This is a genomic window from Streptomyces sp. NPDC002994 (genome assembly GCF_040611155.1).
Classification (GTDB): Bacteria; Actinomycetota; Actinomycetes; order Streptomycetales; family Streptomycetaceae; genus Streptomyces.
In genome coordinates this window covers 86,068-104,567 of the sequence record NZ_JBEXNQ010000012.1, presented here as the reverse complement: position 1 = coordinate 104,567, position 18,500 = coordinate 86,068, and the positions used below count along the sequence as shown (strand labels likewise).

Genomic DNA, 18,500 nt, shown 5'->3' with positions numbered 1-18,500 from the left:
AAGGGCACTTGCGCATGGAGCAGTACGAGCCTGACAGCCTGTCCGCGGCCCAGATAGCCGCCATGCGACGCAGCGCGACGAGTGGGCGGGGTGCCCTCACCCGCCGTTCGCTGCTGCGCGCCTCAGGCGGCGCGCTCGCGATCGGCGGCCTGGGCACACTGACCGCCTGCGGCATCCCGGCCGCCAAGCGGGAGGACGACGCGCCGGCCTCCGACGACCACTCGGCCAAGGAGAAGCGGATCACCTTCTCCAACTGGACCGAGTACATGGACACCAGCGAGGACGAGAAGAGCCGGCCCACCCTGGAGGCGTTCACCAAGCGCACCGGGATCAAGGTCAAGTACACCGAGGACATCAACGACAACGTCGAGTTCTTCGGGAAGATCAAGCCGCAGCTCGCCGCCGGTCAGGACACCGGGCGCGACCTCATCTGCGTCACCGACTGGCTGGCGGCCCGGATGATCCGGCTGGGCTGGGCGCAGAAGCTCGACCCGGCGAACCTGCCGAACGCGTCCGCCAATCTCTCCGCCCAGTTCCGCAGCCCCGACTGGGACCCGGGCCGGGCCCACTCGTACCCCTGGACCGGCATCTCCACGGTCATCGCCTACAACTCCAAGGCGACCGGCGGCCGCAAGGTCGACTCCGTCAGCCAGCTGCTGGACGACCCCAAGCTCAAGGGCCGGGTCGGCTTCCTCACCGAGATGCGCGACTCGATCGGCATGACCCTGATCGACATGGGCAAGGACCCGGGGAAGTTCACCGACGCCGACTACGACGCCGCGCTCGGCCGGCTCCAGAAGGGCGTCGACAAGAAGCAGATCCGCCGCTTCACCGGCAACGACTACATCTCGGATCTCGACTCGGGCGACCTCGCCGCCTGTCTCGCCTGGGCCGGTGACGTCATCCAGCTCCAGGCCGACAACCCGGACATCAAGTTCGCGATCCCGTCGGCGGGTTACATCACCTCCAGCGACAACCTGCTGGTTCCGGCCAAGGCGCGGCACAAGACCAATGCCGAGAAGCTCATCGACTACTACTACGAGCTCCCGGTCGCCGCGCAGCTGGCCGCGTACATCAACTACGTCTGCCCGGTCGAAGGCGTACGCGACGAACTCAAGAAGATCGACCCCGAACTGGCCACGAACACGCTGATCCTCCCGGACAAGGCCATGGCCGCAAAGTCCCGCGCCTTCCGCGCACTCAGCAGCAAGGAAGAGACGGCGTACGAAGAGAAGTTCGCCAAGCTCATCGGTGCCTAGCGCCCGCGCGGCGGGGCCTTCGCGGGCCGGGTGCGGCTCTCCCGGTGCTTCTTCAGGAGAAGCACCGGGAGAGCGGCCCCGGCCCGGCCGGCCCCGCCTTCGCCCTGGACCTCCTCAGCCCCCTCAACGCCGGGAACCATCCATGACACAGACCAGCGGCGGCGACGTCCGCCTCTCGGGGATCAGCAAGACCTACGGCTCCTTCACGGCCGTGCATCCCCTCGACCTGACCATTCCGCAGGGCTCGTTCTTCGCCCTCCTCGGTGCGTCGGGCTGCGGCAAGACCACCACCCTGCGGATGATCGCGGGACTTGAGGACCCGACGACCGGCACCGTCTTCCTCGGCGACAAGGACGTCACCGACCTCCAGCCGTACAAGCGCCCGGTCAACACCGTCTTCCAGAGCTACGCGCTCTTCCCGCACCTCGATGTCTCCGAGAACATCGCGTTCGGCCTGCGCCGCCGCGGCATCAAGTCGGTGAAGAAACAGGTCGACGACATGCTCGGCCTCGTCGAGCTCGGCGCCTTCGCCCACCGCAAACCGCACCAGCTGTCCGGCGGTCAGCAGCAGCGCGTGGCCGTCGCCCGCGCGCTCATCAACCACCCTCAGGTCCTGCTCCTCGACGAGCCGCTGGGCGCCCTCGACCTCAAGCTGCGCCGCCAGATGCAGCTGGAACTCAAGCGCATCCAGACCGAGGTCGGCATCACCTTCGTGCACGTCACCCACGACCAGGAGGAGGCCATGACCATGGCCGACCAGGTCGCGGTGATGAACGGCGGCCGCGTCGAGCAGCTCGGCGCCCCCGCCGACCTCTACGAGAACCCGAAGACGACGTTCGTCGCCAACTTCCTCGGTACGTCGAACCTCATCGAGGCCGAGGTCGTCGAGACGGCGGGCGAGGACACCGTCGTCACCTGCGGCGGCTCCAAGCTCCGCGTCCCCGGCGAGCGGTGCGCCTCGCAGCCGCGCAGCGGCGGCAAGCTGCTCGTCGGCGTACGCCCGGAGAAGGTCTCGGTCGCGCACGCGGACGAAGCCGGCAGTGTCGCGATCGGCCGCAACAAGATCACCGGCCGGATCGTCGCCTCCAGCTTCATCGGCGTCTCGACCCAGTACATCGTCGACAGCCCGGCCTGTTCCGACTTCGAGGTGTACGTCCAGAACATCGAGCGCGACGCGCGGCTGACGCCCGGCGCCGAGGTCGTCCTGCACTGGAACCCCGCCCACACCTTCGGGCTGGACGCCGACCAGGACATCGACGCCGGCGTGGAAACGGTGGAGGAGAGCGCGTGAGCGTCACCGACGCGCCGCCCCTGGCGCCCGCACCGGCGGAGGAACCGCCCGCCCCGCGCAAGGCCTCCACCCGCAAGCGGCTCGTACCGTACTGGCTGCTGCTGCCCGGCATCCTGTGGCTGATCGTCTTCTTCGCGCTGCCGCTGGTCTACCAGGCGTCGACCTCGGTGCAGACCGGCTCTCTGGAGGAGGGCTTCGAGGTCACCTGGCACTTCCAGACCTACTGGGACGCACTGACGGAGTACTCCCCGCAGTTCGTACGGTCGCTGCTGTACGCCGGCACCGCCACCCTGCTGTGCCTGCTGCTCGGCTATCCGCTCGCGTACATGATCGCCTTCAAGGCGGGCCGCTGGCGCGGACTCGTCCTGGTGCTGGTCATCGCGCCGTTCTTCACCAGCTTCCTGATCCGCACGCTCGCGTGGAAGACGATTCTCGCGGACAGCGGTCCTGTGGTGGACGTGCTGAACACGCTGCACATCCTGGACGTCACCAGCATGCTCGGCTGGACCGACGGCAGCCGCGTGCTGGCCACGCCGATGGCCGTGGTGTGCGGTCTGACGTACAACTTCCTGCCCTTCATGATCCTGCCTCTCTACACCTCCCTGGAGCGCATCGACGGCAGGCTGCACGAGGCGGCCGGTGACCTGTACGCCACCCCGGCGACCACGTTCCGCAAGGTGACCTTCCCGCTGTCCATGCCGGGTGTCGTCTCCGGCACGCTGCTGACCTTCATTCCGGCGAGCGGCGACTACATCAACGCGGAACTGCTCGGCTCGACCGACACGAAAATGGTCGGCAGCGTCATTCAGTCGCAATTCCTGCGGGTGCTCGACTATCCGACGGCTGCCGCGCTTTCCTTCATCCTGATGGCGATCGTGCTTGCCATGGTCACCGTGTACATCCGCAAGTCCGGGACGGAGGATCTGGTCTGATGCGCTGGATACGACGCAACCTCGTGGTCATTGCCGGGCTGCTGACGCTCGCTTATATGATCCTGCCGAACATCGTCGTGATGGTGTTCTCGTTCAACAAGCCGCAGGGGCGCTTCAACTACTCGTGGCAGCAGTTCTCCCTGGACGCGTGGAAGGACCCGTGCGGCGTGGCCGACCTGTGCGGCTCGCTTTCCCTCTCGTTCCAGATCGCGGTCTGGGCGACCGTCGGCGCCACCGTACTCGGCACGATGATCGCCTTCGCGCTGGTCCGCTACCGCTTCCGGGCGCGTGGCGCGATCAACTCGCTGATCTTCCTGCCGATGGCCATGCCCGAGGTCGTCATGGCCGCCTCGCTGCTGACGCTCTTCCTCAACATGGGTGCGCAGCTGGGCTTCTGGACCGTCCTCATCGCACACATCATGTTCTGCCTGAGCTTCGTGGTGACGGCGGTCAAGGCGCGCGTGATGTCGATGGACCCGCGCCTCGAAGAGGCCGCGCGCGATCTCTACGCCGGTCCCGTGCAGACATTCGTACGGGTGACCCTGCCGATCGCCGCGCCCGGAATCGCCGCGGGAGCGCTGCTCGCCTTCGCGCTCTCCTTCGACGACTTCATCATCACCAATTTCAATTCGGGCTCGACCGTGACGTTCCCGATGTTCGTATGGGGATCGGCGCAGCGCGGCACGCCCGTACAGATCAACGTCATTGGCACGGCTATGTTCGTCATCGCCGTCACGATGGTTCTCGCCGGTCAGCTCATCGCGAGCCGGCGAAAGAACAACGCACAGCCCCAGTAAGTCCTGAAGGAGTTGGAAACCATGGCCCCAGTTGCCATGCGTAGTGCCGCACAATCCCTTTCCGGCGTAAGGCCGGTGTCGTTCTGGCTGGACGACCCCGAAAAGCCCGCTCCACAACCCGCCCTCACCGGCGACGAGCGCTGCGATCTGCTCGTCATCGGCGGCGGATACAGCGGACTGTGGACCGCGCTCCTCGCCAAGGAGCGCGATCCCGAGCGGGATGTCGTACTGATCGAGGGGCACGAGGTGGGCTGGGCCGCCTCGGGCCGCAACGGCGGATTCTGCGCCGCCTCCCTCACGCACGGCCTGAGCAACGGCATCGCGCGCTGGCCGGGGGAGCTGGCCAAGCTGGAGGAGCTCGGCGAGCGCAACCTCGACGCGATCGAGGCGGCGGTGGCGGCGTACGGCATCGACTGCGACTTCGAGCGCACCGGTGAGATCGACGTCGCCACCGAGCCGCACCAGCTCGAAGAGCTGAAGGAGATGTACGAAGAGGCCCACAAGCTCGGCTTCGGCGGCCATCTCGAACTCCTCGACCAGGACGCTGTCCGGGCCGAAGTCGACTCGCCGACCTTCATCGGCGGGCTGCTCGACCGGCGCGGCGTCGCGATGCTGAATCCGGCCAAGCTGGCGTGGGGGCTGAAGCGGGCGTGCCTCGGGCTGGGCGTACGGATCTACGAGCACACGCGGGGTCTGGACCTGGTTTCGGCCGGCGCGGGGATGGCGGTGCGCACGCCGTACGGCCGGGTCTTCGCCCGCCGGGTCGCTCTGGGCACCAACATCTTCCCGTCGCTGGTCAAGCGGATCCGCCCGTACACCGTCCCGGTCTACGACTACGCGCTGATGACCGAGCCGCTCACCGACGACCAGCTCGCCTCGATCGGCTGGAAGAACCGGCAGGGGCTGGGCGACAGCGCGAACCAGTTCCACTACTTCCGGCTGAGCGCCGACAACCGCATCCTGTGGGGCGGTTACGACGCCATCTACCCCTTCGGCGGCAAGCTGGACGCCGCCATGGACCACCGTCCGGAGACGTACCTCAAGCTGGCCGAGCACTTCTTCCGCTGCTTCCCACAGCTGGAGGGCGTGAACTTCAGCCACGCGTGGGGCGGCGCGATCGACACCTGCTCGCGCTTCTCGGCCTTCTTCGGTACGGCTCACGCCGGGAAGGTCGCGTACGCCGCCGGGTACACCGGCCTCGGTGTCGGGTCGACCCGCTTCGGCGCCGACGTGATGCTCGACCTGCTCTCGGGCGAGCAGACGGAGCGTACCGAGCTGGAGATGGTGCGCAGCAAGCCGATGCCGTTCCCGCCGGAGCCCTTCGCGTGGGCGGGCATCGGCATCACCAAGTGGTCGCTCGCCAGGTCGGACGAGAACGGCGGCCACCGCAACCTGTGGCTGAAGGCCATGGACAAGCTGGGACTCGGCTTCGACAGCTGAGACCCGGCTCACACCAACGAGGTGACCGAACCCGCGTAATACTCCGGGCCCAGGCCCCTCTCCCTCGTGAACGCACTGGCTGCGCACACGAATGGAGGCGGGGACACCATGGCCGGCTCGGGGCCCAAGACCGCGGTGGAATGGCTCGTATCGGTAGCACCGGACCCTGACGCCTGCCGGTGGGAATGGGAGCGAAACCCCCTGGGGGTCGCTCTTCTTCCCGCCGGCAGGCGCTGGGACGTCCTGATCCTGCCGGGCGAGCTCGGCTACCCCACGCTCGACATCCTGGCGCGTCTCATCGACCGCCCGGGGCCTGTCCTCGCCGACTTCGGCGATTCCCGCATGGGCTTCTTCGTGCCGCCGGGCACGGTCGGCCGCTGGATCGGTACGGGCGTACGCGGCGCGGGCCGCGGCACCTGGATCGTCGTCCCCTATCCCGGGCGGGCGGCCGGCGGGGTCCGCTGGCTGGTCCTGCCGGACGGCACGGGCACGCTCACCGATCCGGCGCTGCTGGAGCTCGCGATGCACGAGGCGGCCGCCGGTATCGCGCGGGAAGGCGATGGCTGAGCAGCAGCAGAAGGGCGCACAGACACCAGCTGCCGAGGACATCCAGCGGCCAGTGGTAGCCGCGCAGGATCAGGCCGGCGCCGGTGGCGAGCGTAAGGACGAGCGCGAGAAGGGGCGGCCACCAGCGGTGGCGGCGTACGTACGCCGAGACGAGCAGGGCCGCGCCGCAGTAGGCGACGGCCGCTGTCGCCGCGTGCCCGGACGGGTAGTAGCCGCTCTCCTGCGTGAGCGGCCCCGGGCGGGCGATCCAGGACTTCAGCGGGGCGACGAGGGCGGGCACCGCCGCCATGGCGAGCACGGCGGCAGCAGCGGAGGCGACAGCGCTGCGGCCACCGCGCCACAGCGTGTACACGACAGCGGCGGCCAGTACCGGCAGCGCGACGGCCATATTGCCGAGATCGGCGAAGAATTCCGTGAGACCGGTCGGGCCGTCGCCCACAACGGCCCGGCTGAGGCGCTCGTCAGCACGGTGCAGGGGGCCGTGGGCCGCGACCTGCCAGGTGACCAGAGCGAAGAGAAGCCCGAAGAGGGCGGCGGAGGCGAGGAGGAAAGCCGGCTGCCCCGGAACAGGGGGGGTAGTTCCGGGGCAGCCGCCCGGACCGGGCTGCCGCGCGCCCCGGGGGGTGTGGGACGGGCGGCGATCCGATCGGTGAGGAGTTCCAGAGCCCGAAGCTCCAGTGGTGTGCGCGAGGGCACGACCAGGGCGGGGCAGGGGGTGCCTCGACCTGGAACCGCCCGCAGTCCCCTGCGAGCGGGGTGTTTCTCTCATCTGCAGAAACCGTACGGCAGAGGGTGGGGGACCGACAGGCGGATCGTCATCCCGCCATTGGCCCCCCACCCTTTCTTCACAGCTCACATCCCGGTCACACGCCGGCGAAAGCCGCCTCGATGATGTCCAGGCCCTCGTTGAGCAGGTCCTCGCCGATGACGATCGGCGGCAGGAAGCGGAGCACGTTGCCGTACGTACCGCAGGTGAGGACCAGCAGACCCTCGGCGTGGCACGCCTTGGCGAGCGCGCCGGCGGCGGCCGCGTTCGGCTCCTTGGTGTCGCGGTCCGTGACGAGCTCGATGGCGATCATGGCGCCGCGGCCACGGATGTCACCGATGATGTCGAACTTCTCGGCCATGGCGGCGAGGCGGCCCTTCATGACCTCCTCGATCCGCTTCGCCTTCTTGTTGAGGTCGAGCTCCTTCATCGTCTCGATGGAGCCGAGCGCACCGGCGCAGGCGACCGGGTTTCCGCCGTACGTACCGCCGAGGCCGCCACCGTGCGGGGCGTCCATGATCTCGGCGCGGCCGGTCACGGCGGCGAGCGGCAGACCGCCCGCGATGCCCTTGGCGGTCGTGATCAGGTCGGGGACGATGCCCTCGTCCTCGCACGCGAACCACTGGCCGGTGCGGCAGAAGCCGGACTGGATCTCGTCGGCGACGAAGACGATGCCGTTGTCGTTGGCGAACTTCACGATCGCCGGCAGGAAGCCCTTGGCCGGCTCGATGAAGCCGCCCTCGCCGAGCACCGGCTCGATGATGATCGCGGCGACGTTGTCGGCGCCGACCTGCTTCGTGATCTGGTCGATGGCCTGGGCCGCGGCCTCGGGGCCGCAGTTCTCGGCGCCGGTGGGCCAGCGGTAGCCGTAGGCGACCGGGACGCGGTAGACCTCGGGGGCGAACGGGCCGAAGCCGTTCTTGTACGGCATGTTCTTCGAGGTCAGCGCCATCGTGAGGTTCGTACGGCCGTGGTAGCCGTGGTCGAAGACGACGACGGCCTGGCGCTTGGTGTACGCACGGGCGATCTTGACGGCGTTCTCGACGGCCTCGGCGCCGGAGTTGAACAGCGCCGACTTCTTGGCGTGGTCGCCCGGGGTCAGCTCGGCGAGGGCCTCACAGACCTCGACGTAGCCCTCGTACGGCGTGACCATGAAACAGGTGTGCGTGAAGTTCTGGAGCTGGGCGCTCGCCCGCCGCACGACTGCCTCGGCGGAGGCGCCGACGGAGGTCACGGCGATGCCGGAGCCGAAGTCGATCAGGCGGTTGCCGTCGACGTCCTCGATGATGCCGCCGTCCGCGCGCGCGGTGAAGACGGGCAGCACGGAGCCCACGCCACCGGCGACCGTGGCGGTGCGCCGGGCCTGAAGCTCGGCCGACTTCGGGCCGGGAATCGCGGTGACGACGCGGCGCTCCTGCGGGATTGCGGTCATGGTGGGGCTCCTGGGGGTATTCCGGACGCTTCTTTACCTCGCAGGCTAAGGGTGGGGGGTGGTACGTGGCATGTTCCGTTCGGGAGAAGTGGAGGCGTGTCGTTGTCCGTGGCGGACATAGTCGGAGGGCGCGGCGCGGCGCGGCCGGTGTTCCCTGCGGGGCTTTTCCCCCTGCCCGCCCCTTCCCGAACTGGGGCTCCGCCCCAGACCCCGCTCCAAACGCCGGAGGGGCTGAACTTCCCAGCCCGTCCGGCGTTTGAGGACACGCCCGGAGAGTGTCTGTGTGGTCTGGGGGCGCCGCAGGCAACATGCCCCCCGCCCACGCGCCGGGCGGTGAACTGCCCAGCCCCGGGCACTAGATTGAGGCCCTGCGCACACGCTGGTCAGGGGACGAGGGGCAGGGCACCGCATGGACACCGAGGGCACCGGCACACCAGACGCACGCGCCACCCGCGCCACCCCCGTACCGCGCCCGGCCGGCCCGCCCCCCGCCGCACCGCCCTCCGTACCCCCCGCCCCCACCCACGCCCCCACCACCGGCCCCACCCTCCCCGAATGGCTTCGCACGCCCCGCAACGCCGAAGGCGGCCCCGGCGTCTGGTCGTACGGCCATGTCCCGCGGCCCGCGGAGGAGCCCGAGATCATCCCCGGCCGCCAGCTCGTCAGCGGCGCCCTGATCTCCCTCCTCACCGCACTCCTCATCTGGTCGCTCTGCTGGAACGGCTACATCAGCTTCTGGCTGTGGCCGCTCTTCTGGTTCACGCCCGAAGCCTGGCGCGAGGACGGCGGCAACATGGCCTACGTCTGGGTCTCGTACCTCTACTACGGCCTCTTCGCCCTCCTGCTCGCCGTCGCCTTCGGCCGCATGGGCCGCTGGACCGAGGTCGTACGCCGCTACCTCCTCCCCAAGCCCCGCACCGAAGCCGGCCCCGCCCCCGACCCCCGCACCGAACCCGGCTCCGCCGCCGACCCCGCCGAGTGGCCCGAGCTGCGCGCCGCCGGCCAGGCCGAGGCCGCCGCGCGCCTGGCGCAGGACACGAAGTCCGGGCGTATGAACGACGTCGACTACGCCCGGATCCGCCGCGCCTGGCAGTCCGTCCAGGCCGACCCGTCCCGGCTGGCCGCCTTCACCGACACCGTCCTGCGCAACGGCGCCGCCGCCTGCACCCACCCCTCCGGCGCGCGCGACCTGCCCGTACGCGCCGCCGCGCACGACCTCCGCGCCCGCCAGGTCCGCCTCGGCACCGTCCACCCCGGCGAACGCAATCCGTACGGCCGGCGCGGTACCGGCCTCGCCCTCGACCCCGAACTGCTCGGCACCTCCCTCGTGGCCGTGGGCCCGCCCGGCTCCGGCAAGACCCGCGACCTGGTACGCCCCGTCGTGGAATCGCTCGCGCTCCAGGCGCTCGCGGGCCAGGCCGCCGTCATCGCCGTCGCGGCCGTCGGGGCGCAGCTCGGCCCGGACGAGGCGTACGACGTGGTGATCAAGCTCGGCGACCCCGCCTCCGTGTACGACCTGGACCTGTACGGCGGCACCACCGACCCGGACGAGGCCGCCGCCGTACTCGCCGAGGGCTTCGTCGGCGACCTGCCCGAAGTCGACAGCCGCCGCGCAGCCACCGCCCTCGCCCAGCTCCTCGGCCCGTACCGCGCCGCCTACGGCCGCTTCCCCTCCGTACCCGAACTGCGCGAACTCCTCGACGGCGTACCGACGGCGCTCGCAGCGCTGCGCGAAGCCCTCGACGACGGCTCGCAGTACGCCCTCCAGCGCGAACTCGACGCCCGCGCACGGCAGTCGGGTACCCCGGGGGACCCCGGTATCGCGCTCGCCGACCGGGTCGCGCTGCTCGACCGGCCCGCCTTCGCGTCGTTCTTCGACACGAGCGGCCGGGCGCGGCCCTTCTCGCTCCGCTCCCTGGAACACCCGCTGCGCGTCCGCATCGACCTGCCCGAGCGCGGGCACGCCGAGGCGTCCCGGATGCTGGCCCGGCTCGTACTCGCCCAGTTCACGGCGAGCGCCGCGCACCGCGCCGACCGTTCGCTCTTCGCCTGCCTCGTGCTGGACGACGCGACGCGCGCGATCACCGCGGAGACCGTGCGCGGCATCCAGCGGCTGCGCTCCGCCCACGCCGGAGCCGTGATCACGCTGCGGTCACTCGACGACGTACCGGAGAATCTGCACTCGGCCCTGCTCGGCGCCGTGGGGTGCCGGATGGCCTTCTCGGGGGTCACGACGTGGGACGGAAAGCGGTTCGCCGAGGCGTGGGGCACCGAGTGGGTCGAGACGCGTGACGTGACGAGCCGGACGGTTTTCGCTGATCAGCCGCTTACCCGGGCGTTTCACGTCTTCCGGCGGATCGTGACGGGCAAGGCCGTGACGACGGACGCGATTACGGTGCGCAAGGTCGAGCGGGAGCGGTGGTCCGCGTCGGATCTGGCCCATTCGGTGCCTGCCGGGCATGCCGTTCTGTCCCTGACCACGGTCCGGGGGGAGCACGCTCCGCCGCTGCTCGTGGATCTGCGGAGCTGAGTGGCGCGGCGCGCGGGACCCGTACGTCCTGGCACAATCGGTATGAGCCGTTCATACGCGACGGCGAAAAAACCTCCGAAAAAACCTCCGAACAATCCTTCGTTCCTCCTTCGTAAGGTCATACCGTCCATGCCGCCCACGCTCGCCTCGCTCGTCCACCACTCGGCGCTCAAGCTCACCGTCCGCGCCGGGGAGGACCGGCTGGACACGCCGGTGCGCTGGGCCCACGTCAGTGAGCTCCCGGACCCCGTGCCGTACATGGAGGGCGGTGAGCTCCTCCTCGTCACCGCCGTGAAGCTCGAAGCCGAGGATCCGGAAGTGATGCGCCGGTACGTGCGGCGGCTGGCCGGGGCGGGTGTCGTGGGGCTCGGCTTCGCCATCGGTGTCCATTACGACGACATTCCGCAGGCGCTCGTCGACGCCGCCACCGACGAGGGGCTACCGCTGCTGGAAGTGCCGCGCCGTACGCCCTTCATTGCCATCAGCAAGGCCGTCTCCGCCGCGAACGCCGCCGACCAGTACCGCGCGGTGACCGCCGGTTTCGAGGCGCAGCGCGAGCTGACGAAGGCGGCGCTGTCGGGCGACGGGCCGGGGGATCTGCTGGCCCGTCTCGCGTCCCACGTCAACGGGTGGGCGGCGCTGTACGACGTCTCCGGGGCGGTGGTCGCCGCCGCGCCCGACTGGGCCGCGCGCCGGGCCGCCCGGCTCACCGCCGACGTCGAACGGCTGCGGGAGCGGCCCGCGCCGGCGAGTTCGGTCGTCGGCGGTGGCGGCGCGGACAGCGACGCGGAGGCGGACGACCGGGTCGAGCTGCAGTCGCTGGGCGCGGGGCGGCGCGTGCGGGGCGTACTGGCGGTCGGCACGGGCGCTCCGCTGGGGACGGCCGAGCGGTACGCCGTCCACTCGGCGATCGCGCTGCTCACGCTGACGACGGAGCGGTCGCGGTCCTTGCAGGCGGCCGAGCAGCGGCTGGGCGCGGCGGTGCTGCGGATGCTGCTGGCGGGGGAGCCGGACCATGCGCGGGCGGTCGCCGGCGATCTGTACGGGGCGCTGCTGGATGCCCCCTTCCGCCTCCTCATCGCCGAGCCGACGGCCGCTGAGGCGGAGGGCGCGGCCGCGGGGTCCGACCCGTTGCACGGGCTCGCCGACGCGATGGAGTCGGCGGCGATGCGGGCGGGAGAACCGGTGCTGGTGGTGCCGGACGGCGACCGGCTGGTGGTGCTGGCGGCGGACGGGGGCGACGCGGTGCAAGCCTGCCTCGCCCATACGGAGGCGCGGCGCGGGGATTCGGCGCGGCCGCACGAGCCGGCGGACGAGGACGAGCTGGTGGTCGGTCTGTCGGCGCCGGCCGGCCCGATCGCGGCGGTCGGGGCGTACAAGCAGGCGGAACAGGCGCTCTCGGTCGCGCGACGGCGCGGGCGTGCGCTGGTCGAGCACGAGGAGCTGGCGGCGGGCTCGGTGATGCAGCTGCTGGCGGACGACGCGGTGCGATCTTTCGCGGACGGGACGCTGCGGGCACTGCACGAGCACGACGCGAAGGGACGCGGCGACCTGATCGCCTCGCTGCGGGCATGGCTGTCGCGCCACGGGCAGTGGGACGCGGCGGCGGCGGACCTGGGCGTTCACCGGCATACGCTGCGGTACCGGATGCGGAGGGTCGAGGAGATCCTGGGCCGGTCGCTGGACGACGCGGATGTCCGGATGGAGCTGTGGCTGGCGCTCAAGGCGACGTCGGGGTCGGGGTCCGGCTCCGCCTGAGTGGGGGACGGGGTCCCGAAACTGGGGCGCTGCCCCAGCCCCCGGTCCTCAAGCGCCGGACGGGCTGGTTGTGCCGCGGGGGTGCTGCCGGGGCTCCGCCCCAGGCCCCGCTCCTCAAACGCCGGAGGGGCTGGATGTGGCTGGGCGGGGAAGGGTTTGCCGCGCGGGCGGATGGCTGCCGCGTGGGTCCCGCGCCGGCGGAACGGCTGGCGCGCGCCGCAGATCCAGTTCAGCCATGTCCAGCCCGTCCGGCGTTTGAGGACACGCCCGTAGGGCGTCCGGGGGTCCGGGGGCTTGCCCCACCACGCGGCGGCAGCCGCAAAATGACACAGCGGGAAGGGGCGGGTAGGGGAAATTTCAGCCCTCAGCCCCGGGCCCGCACGTGCCGCCACCCCACGCCGCACCGCCCACGCCACGGCGCGAACCCGTGTCGTCCGCCAATCCGGCGTCCCCCGACCCCCCAGCACTCCATCCCGGATAAACGACCTCGCGCCCCCGCACCCCTACCGTGGTGACATCAGCACCCACCCCCTCGGAAGGGCCGGAAACGATATGACTTCCACCCACGCCTTCTGGCTCGCCGGCCGCCAGGCCACCGGCGAGGACGCGTTCGACGTCACGTCCCCCTGGGACGGCCGGCTCGTCGGCAAGGTGAGCATCCCCACCGACGCGCAGGTCGAAGAGGCCGTCGCGGCCGCGTACGCCGTCGAGAACGAGTTCGCGGCGACCCCCGCGCACGTTCGCGCCGCCGCCCTCGACCACGTCAGCAAGCGCCTCGTCGAGCGCACCGAAGAGATCGCGCAGCTCATCTCCGCGGAGAACGGCAAGCCGATCAAGTGGGCCCGCGGTGAAGTCGGCCGCGCCGTTTCCGTGTTCCGGTTCGCAGCCGAGGAAGCCCGCCGTTTCAACGGCGGCGAGGCCCAGCGCCTCGACACCGACGCCGGCGGCACCGGCCGCCTCGCCCTGACGCGCCGCTTCCCCCGCGGCACGATCCTCGGCATCGCGCCGTTCAACTTCCCGCTGAACCTCTGCGCACACAAGGTCGCCCCGGCCATCGCCGTAGGCGCGCCCATCATCCTCAAGCCGGCGCCCGCCACACCGCTCTCCGGCCTGATCCTGGGTGAGCTGCTCGCCGAGACCGACCTCCCGGCCGGCTCCTGGTCCGTCCTGCCCGTCGCCAACGAGAAGATGCCGGCGCTGGTGCAGGACGAGCGCCTGCCGGTCATCTCCTTCACGGGGTCCGAGAAGGTCGGCTACGCGATCATGGACTCGGTGCCGCGCAAGCACTGCACCCTGGAGCTCGGCGGCAACGGCGCGGCCGTCGTCCTCGCCGACTGGTCCTCGGACCAGGACCTGGACTGGGCCGCGACCCGCATCGCGACCTTCTCCAACTACCAGGCCGGCCAGTCCTGCATCTCCGTGCAGCGCGTGATCGCCGACGCCTCCGTGTACGAGCGTCTCGTGCCGAAGATCGTCGCGGCCGTCGAGGCCCAGGTCACCGGTGACCCGAACGACGCCGGAACCGACGTCGGCCCGCTGGTCAACGAGGACGCCGCCAAGCGCGTCGAGTCGTGGGTCGAGGAAGCCGTCAAGGCGGGCGCGACGCTGCTCACCGGCGGCAAGCGCGACGGTGCGTCGTACGCCCCGACCGTTCTCGCCGACGTACCGGCCGACACCACGATCTCCTGCGAGGAGGTCTTCGGACCTGTCCTGACGGTGCGCCGGGTGGAGGGCGAGGCCGAGGCCTTCGCCGCGGTCAACGACTCCAAGTTCGGCCTCCAGGCGGGCGTGTTCACACACGACCTCCAGACGGCCTTCCGCGCCCACCGCGAGCTGGAGGTCGGCGGCGTGATCGTCGGCGACGTCCCCTCGTACCGCGCGGACCAGATGCCGTACGGCGGCGTCAAGCAGTCCGGCGTCGGCCGCGAGGGTGTGCGGTACGCGATGGACGACTACACGTACGAGCGGGTCATGGTCTTCACGGGCCTCGCCCTCTGACGTACCTGACGTCGTACGTCACCTGAACGACGGCCGGAGCCCACTGTGCGGGGGCTCCGGCCGTTTCCTTTTGCCCGTGATGCCGATCGGTGCGCCAGGGGTGGTGAGGATGCCGGGAATCGGGTAGATACGGACGAGTAAAACCGGGCGGTAATGCGACCGGCCGGGCCACGACTCGCGGCGAGGTGAGCTCCTCATGTCCGCACAACCGACCCAGCAGCCCAAGGTCTCCGAACGCGAAGCACGGCAGGTCGCCGAGGCGGCGCGCGAACAGGACTGGCGAAAGCCGAGTTTCGCCAAGGAACTCTTCCTCGGCCGCCTGCGCATGGACCTCATCCATCCGCATCCGATGCCGCCGCCCGAGGACGCGGCGCGCGGAGAGGCGTTTCTCGCCAAGCTCCGCGTCTTCTGCGAGACGAAGATCGACGGCGCGCAGATCGAGCGCGACGCGAAGATCCCCGACGAGGTGATCAACGGGCTCAAGGAGCTCGGCGCGCTCGGCATGAAGATCGACATCAAGTACGGCGGCCTCGGCCTCACCCAGGTGTACTACAACAAGGCCCTGGCGCTCGTCGGCTCGGCGAACCCGGCCATCGGCGCACTCCTGTCGGCGCATCAGTCGATCGGCGTACCGCAGCCGCTCAAACTTTTCGGTACGCAGGAGCAGAAGGACGCCTTCCTGCCGCGACTCGCCCGTACCGACATCTCCGCCTTCCTCCTCACCGAGCCGGACGTCGGCTCGGACCCGGCGCGCCTGGCGACGACGGCCGTACCCGACGGCGACTCGTACGTCATGGACGGCGTGAAGCTCTGGACGACGAACGGGGTGGTCGCCGACCTGCTGGTCGTCATGGCGCGCGTACCCAAGTCCGAGGGTCACAAGGGCGGCATCACCGCCTTCGTGGTGGAGGCGGACGCCCCGGGCATCACCGTCGAGAACCGCAACGCCTTCATGGGGCTGCGCGGCCTGGAGAACGGCGTCACCCGCTTCCACCAGGTACGGGTCCCCGCCGCGAACCGCATCGGCCCGGAGGGCGCCGGCCTCAAGATCGCGCTCACCACGCTCAACACCGGACGCCTGTCGCTGCCCGCGATGTGCGTGGGCGCGGGGAAGTGGTGCCTGAAGATCGCCCGCGAGTGGTCGTCGGTGCGTGAACAGTGGGGCAAGCCGGTCGCCTTCCACGAGGCGGTGGGCTCGAAGATCTCCTTCATCGCGGCGACCACGTTCGCTCTGGAAGCGGTCCTGGACCTCTCTTCGCAGATGGCCGACGAGGACCGTAACGACATCCGCATCGAGGCCGCCCTCGCCAAGCTGTACGGCAGCGAAATGGCCTGCCTGATGGCCGACGAGCTGGTCCAGATCCGCGGCGGCCGGGGCTTCGAGACGGCGGATTCCCTGGCGGCGCGGGGCGAACGGGCCGTACCCGCCGAGCAGATCCTGCGCGACCTGCGCATCAACCGGATCTTCGAGGGCTCGACGGAGATCATGCACCTGCTGATCGCGCGGGAGGCGGTCGACGCCCACCTGAAGGTGGCGGGCGACATCATCGACCCCGAAAAGCCGCTGTCGGCGAAGGCGAAGGCGGGCGCGAACGCGGCGGGCTTCTACGCCAAGTGGCTCCCGAAGCTGGTGACGGGACCGGGCCAGCTTCCGGGCTCGTACGCCGAGTTCCACCCTCCCGGGCACCCGGACCTCTCCGCCCACCTCCGCTACGCCGAACGCACGGCGCGCAAGCTCGCCCGCTCGACCTTCTACGCCATGTCGCGCTGGCAGGGCCGCATGGAGACGAAGCAGGGCTTCCTCGGCCGGATCGTCGACATCGGCGCGGAACTCTTCGCGATGAGCGCGGCGTGCGTACGGGCCGAACTCCTGCGTACGACATCCGGGCACGGCCGCGAGGCGTACCAACTGGCCGACGTCTTCTGCCGCCAGTCCCGCATCCGGACGGAAGAACTCTTCAACCGGCTGTGGACCAACACCGACGACCTCGACAACAAGGTCGTCAAGGGCGTCCTGTCCGGTACGTACACCTGGCTGGAGCAGGGCATCGTCGACCCGAGCGGCGAAGGCCCCTGGATCGCGGAAGCGAACCCCGGCCCGTCCGCACGGGAGAACGTCCACCGCCCGATCCGCTAGGAACAGTGCCTGAAGCCCGGCGGGGCGGTCGGTCGGAAGGTCCGACCGCCCGCCGGGCCACCGGCATGTCCAAAGGGCGAAACGCACCGAAGCTCACCGCGCCCCACCCGGCAGGATGGGCCGCGTGACCGTCGTAGACATCCCCGGCTCCAAGTCCGTGACCGCCCGCGCGCTGTTTCTCGCCGCCGCGGCCGCCGGAACCACCACCCTCCTGCGCCCGCTCAGCTCGGACGACACCGAGGGCTTCGCCGAGGGGCTGGGCAGGCTCGGGTACCGGGTGGAGCGCGGGCCCGACGCCTGGCGCGTCGAGGGCCGCCCGGCGGGCCCGGCCGTCGGCGAAGCCGACGTCTACTGCCGCGACGGCGCCACCACCGCCCGCTTCCTGCCCACACTCGCCGCCGCCGGCGCCTCCGGTACGTACCGCTTCGACGCATCCCCGCAGATGCGCCGCCGCCCGCTCGCCCCGCTCACCGACGCGCTGCGCGCGCTCGGCGTCGACCTGCGCCACGAAGAGGCCGAGGGCCACCACCCGCTGCGCATCGCCGCCGCCGGCATCAAGGGCGGCGAAGTCACCCTGGACGCGGGGGAGTCGTCGCAGTACCTGACGGCGCTCCTGATGCTCGGCCCGCTCACCGCGGAGGGCCTGCGCATCACCGTCACCGACCTCGTCTCGGCGCCGTACGTCGAGATCACCCTCGCGATGATGCGTAGCTTCGGCGCCGAAGTGACGCGCGGGGGCAGCGTTTTCAGCGTCGCACCCGGCGGCTACCGCTCGACGACGTACGCCGTCGAGCCCGACGCCTCCACCGCGAGCTACTTCTTCGCCGCAGCGGCGATCTCGCCCGGCCGCGAGGTCACGGTCCCCGGGCTCGGCGCGGGCGCGCTCCAGGGGGACCTGCGCTTCGTCGACGTACTGGAACGGATGGGCGCTGAGGTCCGTATCACCGCGGACAGCACCACGGTCCGGGGCACCGGCACGCTGGGCGGCCTCACGGTCAACATGCGCGACATCTCCGACACCATGCCGACGCTGGCGGCCATCGCGCCGTACGCCGCCGGACCGGTCCGTATCGAGGACGTCGCCAACACCCGCGTCAAGGAGTGCGACCGGCTGGAGGCGTGCGCGGAGAATCTGCGCCGGATGGGCGTCACGGTCGCCACCGGCCCCGACTGGATCGAGATCCACCCCGGCATGCCCCGGCCCACCGAAATCGCCACGCACGGCGACCACCGCATGGCGATGTCCTTCGCCGTCACGTCACTGCGCACCGCACCACCCGGTGTGACCTTCGACGACCCCGGCTGCGTACGGAAGACCTTCCCGGCCTTCCACGAGGCCTTCGCGGCGCTTCAGCGAGCCTGGTGACCCTGACCCTCCGGGGCTCCGGGCCCCGACAGACGGACCCGCGCCGCGTGGGGAGGGTCGAAGAAGTCGACGTAGACGCGTTCATAGCGCTCGATGCACTCCAGCCTGACGGGGAGGTACTCGTCCGAAGAACCGAAGACCCCGAAGCCGCCGGAACAGAGAACTCGTGCCCGATGCGTGGCACGCCCCCCACGCATCGCACCACGCAGACAGCTTCGTCGGGTCCG

At 70.6% G+C, this 18,500-nt stretch carries 13 protein-coding genes; 11 read left to right on the top strand and 2 right to left on the bottom strand.

Annotated elements, in window-relative coordinates; translation table 11 throughout:
- Nucleotides 1-14: 14 nt before the first annotated feature.
- The 6 genes from ABZX79_RS17960 to ABZX79_RS17935 all read left to right on the top strand — a co-directional run bounded on the left by ABZX79_RS17960 (nt 15) and on the right by ABZX79_RS17935 (nt 6,286).
- Nucleotides 15-1,259: a spermidine/putrescine ABC transporter substrate-binding protein gene (locus tag ABZX79_RS17960; RefSeq protein WP_355257926.1), complete on the top strand. Its 1,245-nt coding sequence runs from the start codon at nt 15-17 to the stop codon at nt 1,257-1,259.
- 142 nt (nt 1,260-1,401) lie between these two features.
- A complete protein-coding gene (locus ABZX79_RS17955) occupies nt 1,402-2,550 on the top strand; it encodes an ABC transporter ATP-binding protein (RefSeq protein ID WP_355257923.1) in 1,149 nt (382 codons plus the stop codon).
- Entirely contained in the window at nt 2,547-3,482 is a 936-nt protein-coding gene (locus ABZX79_RS17950; RefSeq protein WP_355257921.1) for an ABC transporter permease, read from the top strand. Before ABZX79_RS17955 ends, ABZX79_RS17950 begins: the two co-directional genes overlap by 4 nt.
- Entirely contained in the window at nt 3,482-4,279 is a 798-nt protein-coding gene (locus ABZX79_RS17945) for an ABC transporter permease (protein WP_355257918.1), read from the top strand. The genes ABZX79_RS17950 and ABZX79_RS17945 overlap by 1 nt, the downstream gene beginning before the upstream one ends.
- A 21-nt stretch (nt 4,280-4,300) precedes the next feature.
- Entirely contained in the window at nt 4,301-5,719 is a 1,419-nt protein-coding gene (locus tag ABZX79_RS17940; protein ID WP_355257915.1) for an FAD-dependent oxidoreductase, read from the top strand.
- Nucleotides 5,720-5,827: 108 nt separating this feature from the next.
- The gene (locus ABZX79_RS17935) at nt 5,828-6,286 is read left to right on the top strand and encodes a hypothetical protein (protein WP_214976785.1); all 459 of its coding nucleotides are present in this window, start codon (nt 5,828-5,830) and stop codon (nt 6,284-6,286) included.
- On the opposite strand, the gene ABZX79_RS17930 is transcribed toward ABZX79_RS17935, so the two are convergent.
- Entirely contained in the window at nt 6,213-6,725 is a 513-nt protein-coding gene (locus ABZX79_RS17930) for a phosphatase PAP2 family protein (protein ID WP_355257912.1), read from the bottom strand. The two genes, ABZX79_RS17935 and ABZX79_RS17930, sit on opposite strands and share 74 nt — an antisense overlap.
- A 424-nt stretch (nt 6,726-7,149) precedes the next feature.
- The gene (gabT, locus tag ABZX79_RS17925) at nt 7,150-8,484 is read right to left on the bottom strand and encodes a 4-aminobutyrate--2-oxoglutarate transaminase (RefSeq protein ID WP_028814518.1); all 1,335 of its coding nucleotides are present in this window, start codon (nt 8,482-8,484) and stop codon (nt 7,150-7,152) included.
- Nucleotides 8,485-8,893: 409 nt separating this feature from the next.
- On the opposite strand from gabT, the gene ABZX79_RS17920 reads away from it, so the two are divergent.
- The 5 genes from ABZX79_RS17920 to aroA all read left to right on the top strand — a co-directional run bounded on the left by ABZX79_RS17920 (nt 8,894) and on the right by aroA (nt 18,273).
- Nucleotides 8,894-11,014, top strand: a complete 2,121-nt coding sequence (locus ABZX79_RS17920) for an ATP-binding protein (protein ID WP_355257909.1) — start codon at nt 8,894-8,896, stop codon at nt 11,012-11,014.
- Between the two features lie 129 nt (nt 11,015-11,143).
- Nucleotides 11,144-12,772 (top strand): PucR family transcriptional regulator, encoded by a 1,629-nt coding sequence (locus tag ABZX79_RS17915; RefSeq protein ID WP_355257907.1) that lies wholly within the window; start codon nt 11,144-11,146, stop codon nt 12,770-12,772.
- Between the two features lie 552 nt (nt 12,773-13,324).
- The gene (locus ABZX79_RS17910; protein WP_355257904.1) at nt 13,325-14,770 is read left to right on the top strand and encodes an aldehyde dehydrogenase family protein; all 1,446 of its coding nucleotides are present in this window, start codon (nt 13,325-13,327) and stop codon (nt 14,768-14,770) included.
- Nucleotides 14,771-14,966: 196 nt separating this feature from the next.
- Entirely contained in the window at nt 14,967-16,907 is a 1,941-nt protein-coding gene (locus ABZX79_RS17905) for an acyl-CoA dehydrogenase family protein (protein WP_355257901.1), read from the top strand.
- 124 nt (nt 16,908-17,031) lie between these two features.
- Nucleotides 17,032-18,273 carry a 3-phosphoshikimate 1-carboxyvinyltransferase gene (gene aroA, locus ABZX79_RS17900; protein ID WP_355257898.1) on the top strand — a complete coding sequence of 414 codons (1,242 nt, stop codon included), beginning with the start codon at nt 17,032-17,034 and terminating at the stop codon, nt 18,271-18,273.
- Nucleotides 18,274-18,500 lie beyond the last annotated feature (227 nt).

Coding starts and splice junctions, on each gene's coding strand:
- ABZX79_RS17945 (WP_355257918.1), top strand. CDS start 3,482: ATGCGCTGGATACGACGCAACCTCGTGGTCATTGCCGGGCTGCTGACG.
- ABZX79_RS17935 (WP_214976785.1), top strand. CDS start 5,828: ATGGCCGGCTCGGGGCCCAAGACCGCGGTGGAATGGCTCGTATCGGTA.
- ABZX79_RS17910 (WP_355257904.1), top strand. CDS start 13,325: ATGACTTCCACCCACGCCTTCTGGCTCGCCGGCCGCCAGGCCACCGGC.
- ABZX79_RS17915 (WP_355257907.1), top strand. CDS start 11,144: ATGCCGCCCACGCTCGCCTCGCTCGTCCACCACTCGGCGCTCAAGCTC.
- ABZX79_RS17960 (WP_355257926.1), top strand. CDS start 15: ATGGAGCAGTACGAGCCTGACAGCCTGTCCGCGGCCCAGATAGCCGCC.
- gabT (WP_028814518.1), bottom strand. CDS start 8,484: ATGACCGCAATCCCGCAGGAGCGCCGCGTCGTCACCGCGATTCCCGGC.
- ABZX79_RS17955 (WP_355257923.1), top strand. CDS start 1,402: ATGACACAGACCAGCGGCGGCGACGTCCGCCTCTCGGGGATCAGCAAG.
- ABZX79_RS17920 (WP_355257909.1), top strand. CDS start 8,894: ATGGACACCGAGGGCACCGGCACACCAGACGCACGCGCCACCCGCGCC.
- ABZX79_RS17940 (WP_355257915.1), top strand. CDS start 4,301: ATGGCCCCAGTTGCCATGCGTAGTGCCGCACAATCCCTTTCCGGCGTA.
- ABZX79_RS17905 (WP_355257901.1), top strand. CDS start 14,967: ATGTCCGCACAACCGACCCAGCAGCCCAAGGTCTCCGAACGCGAAGCA.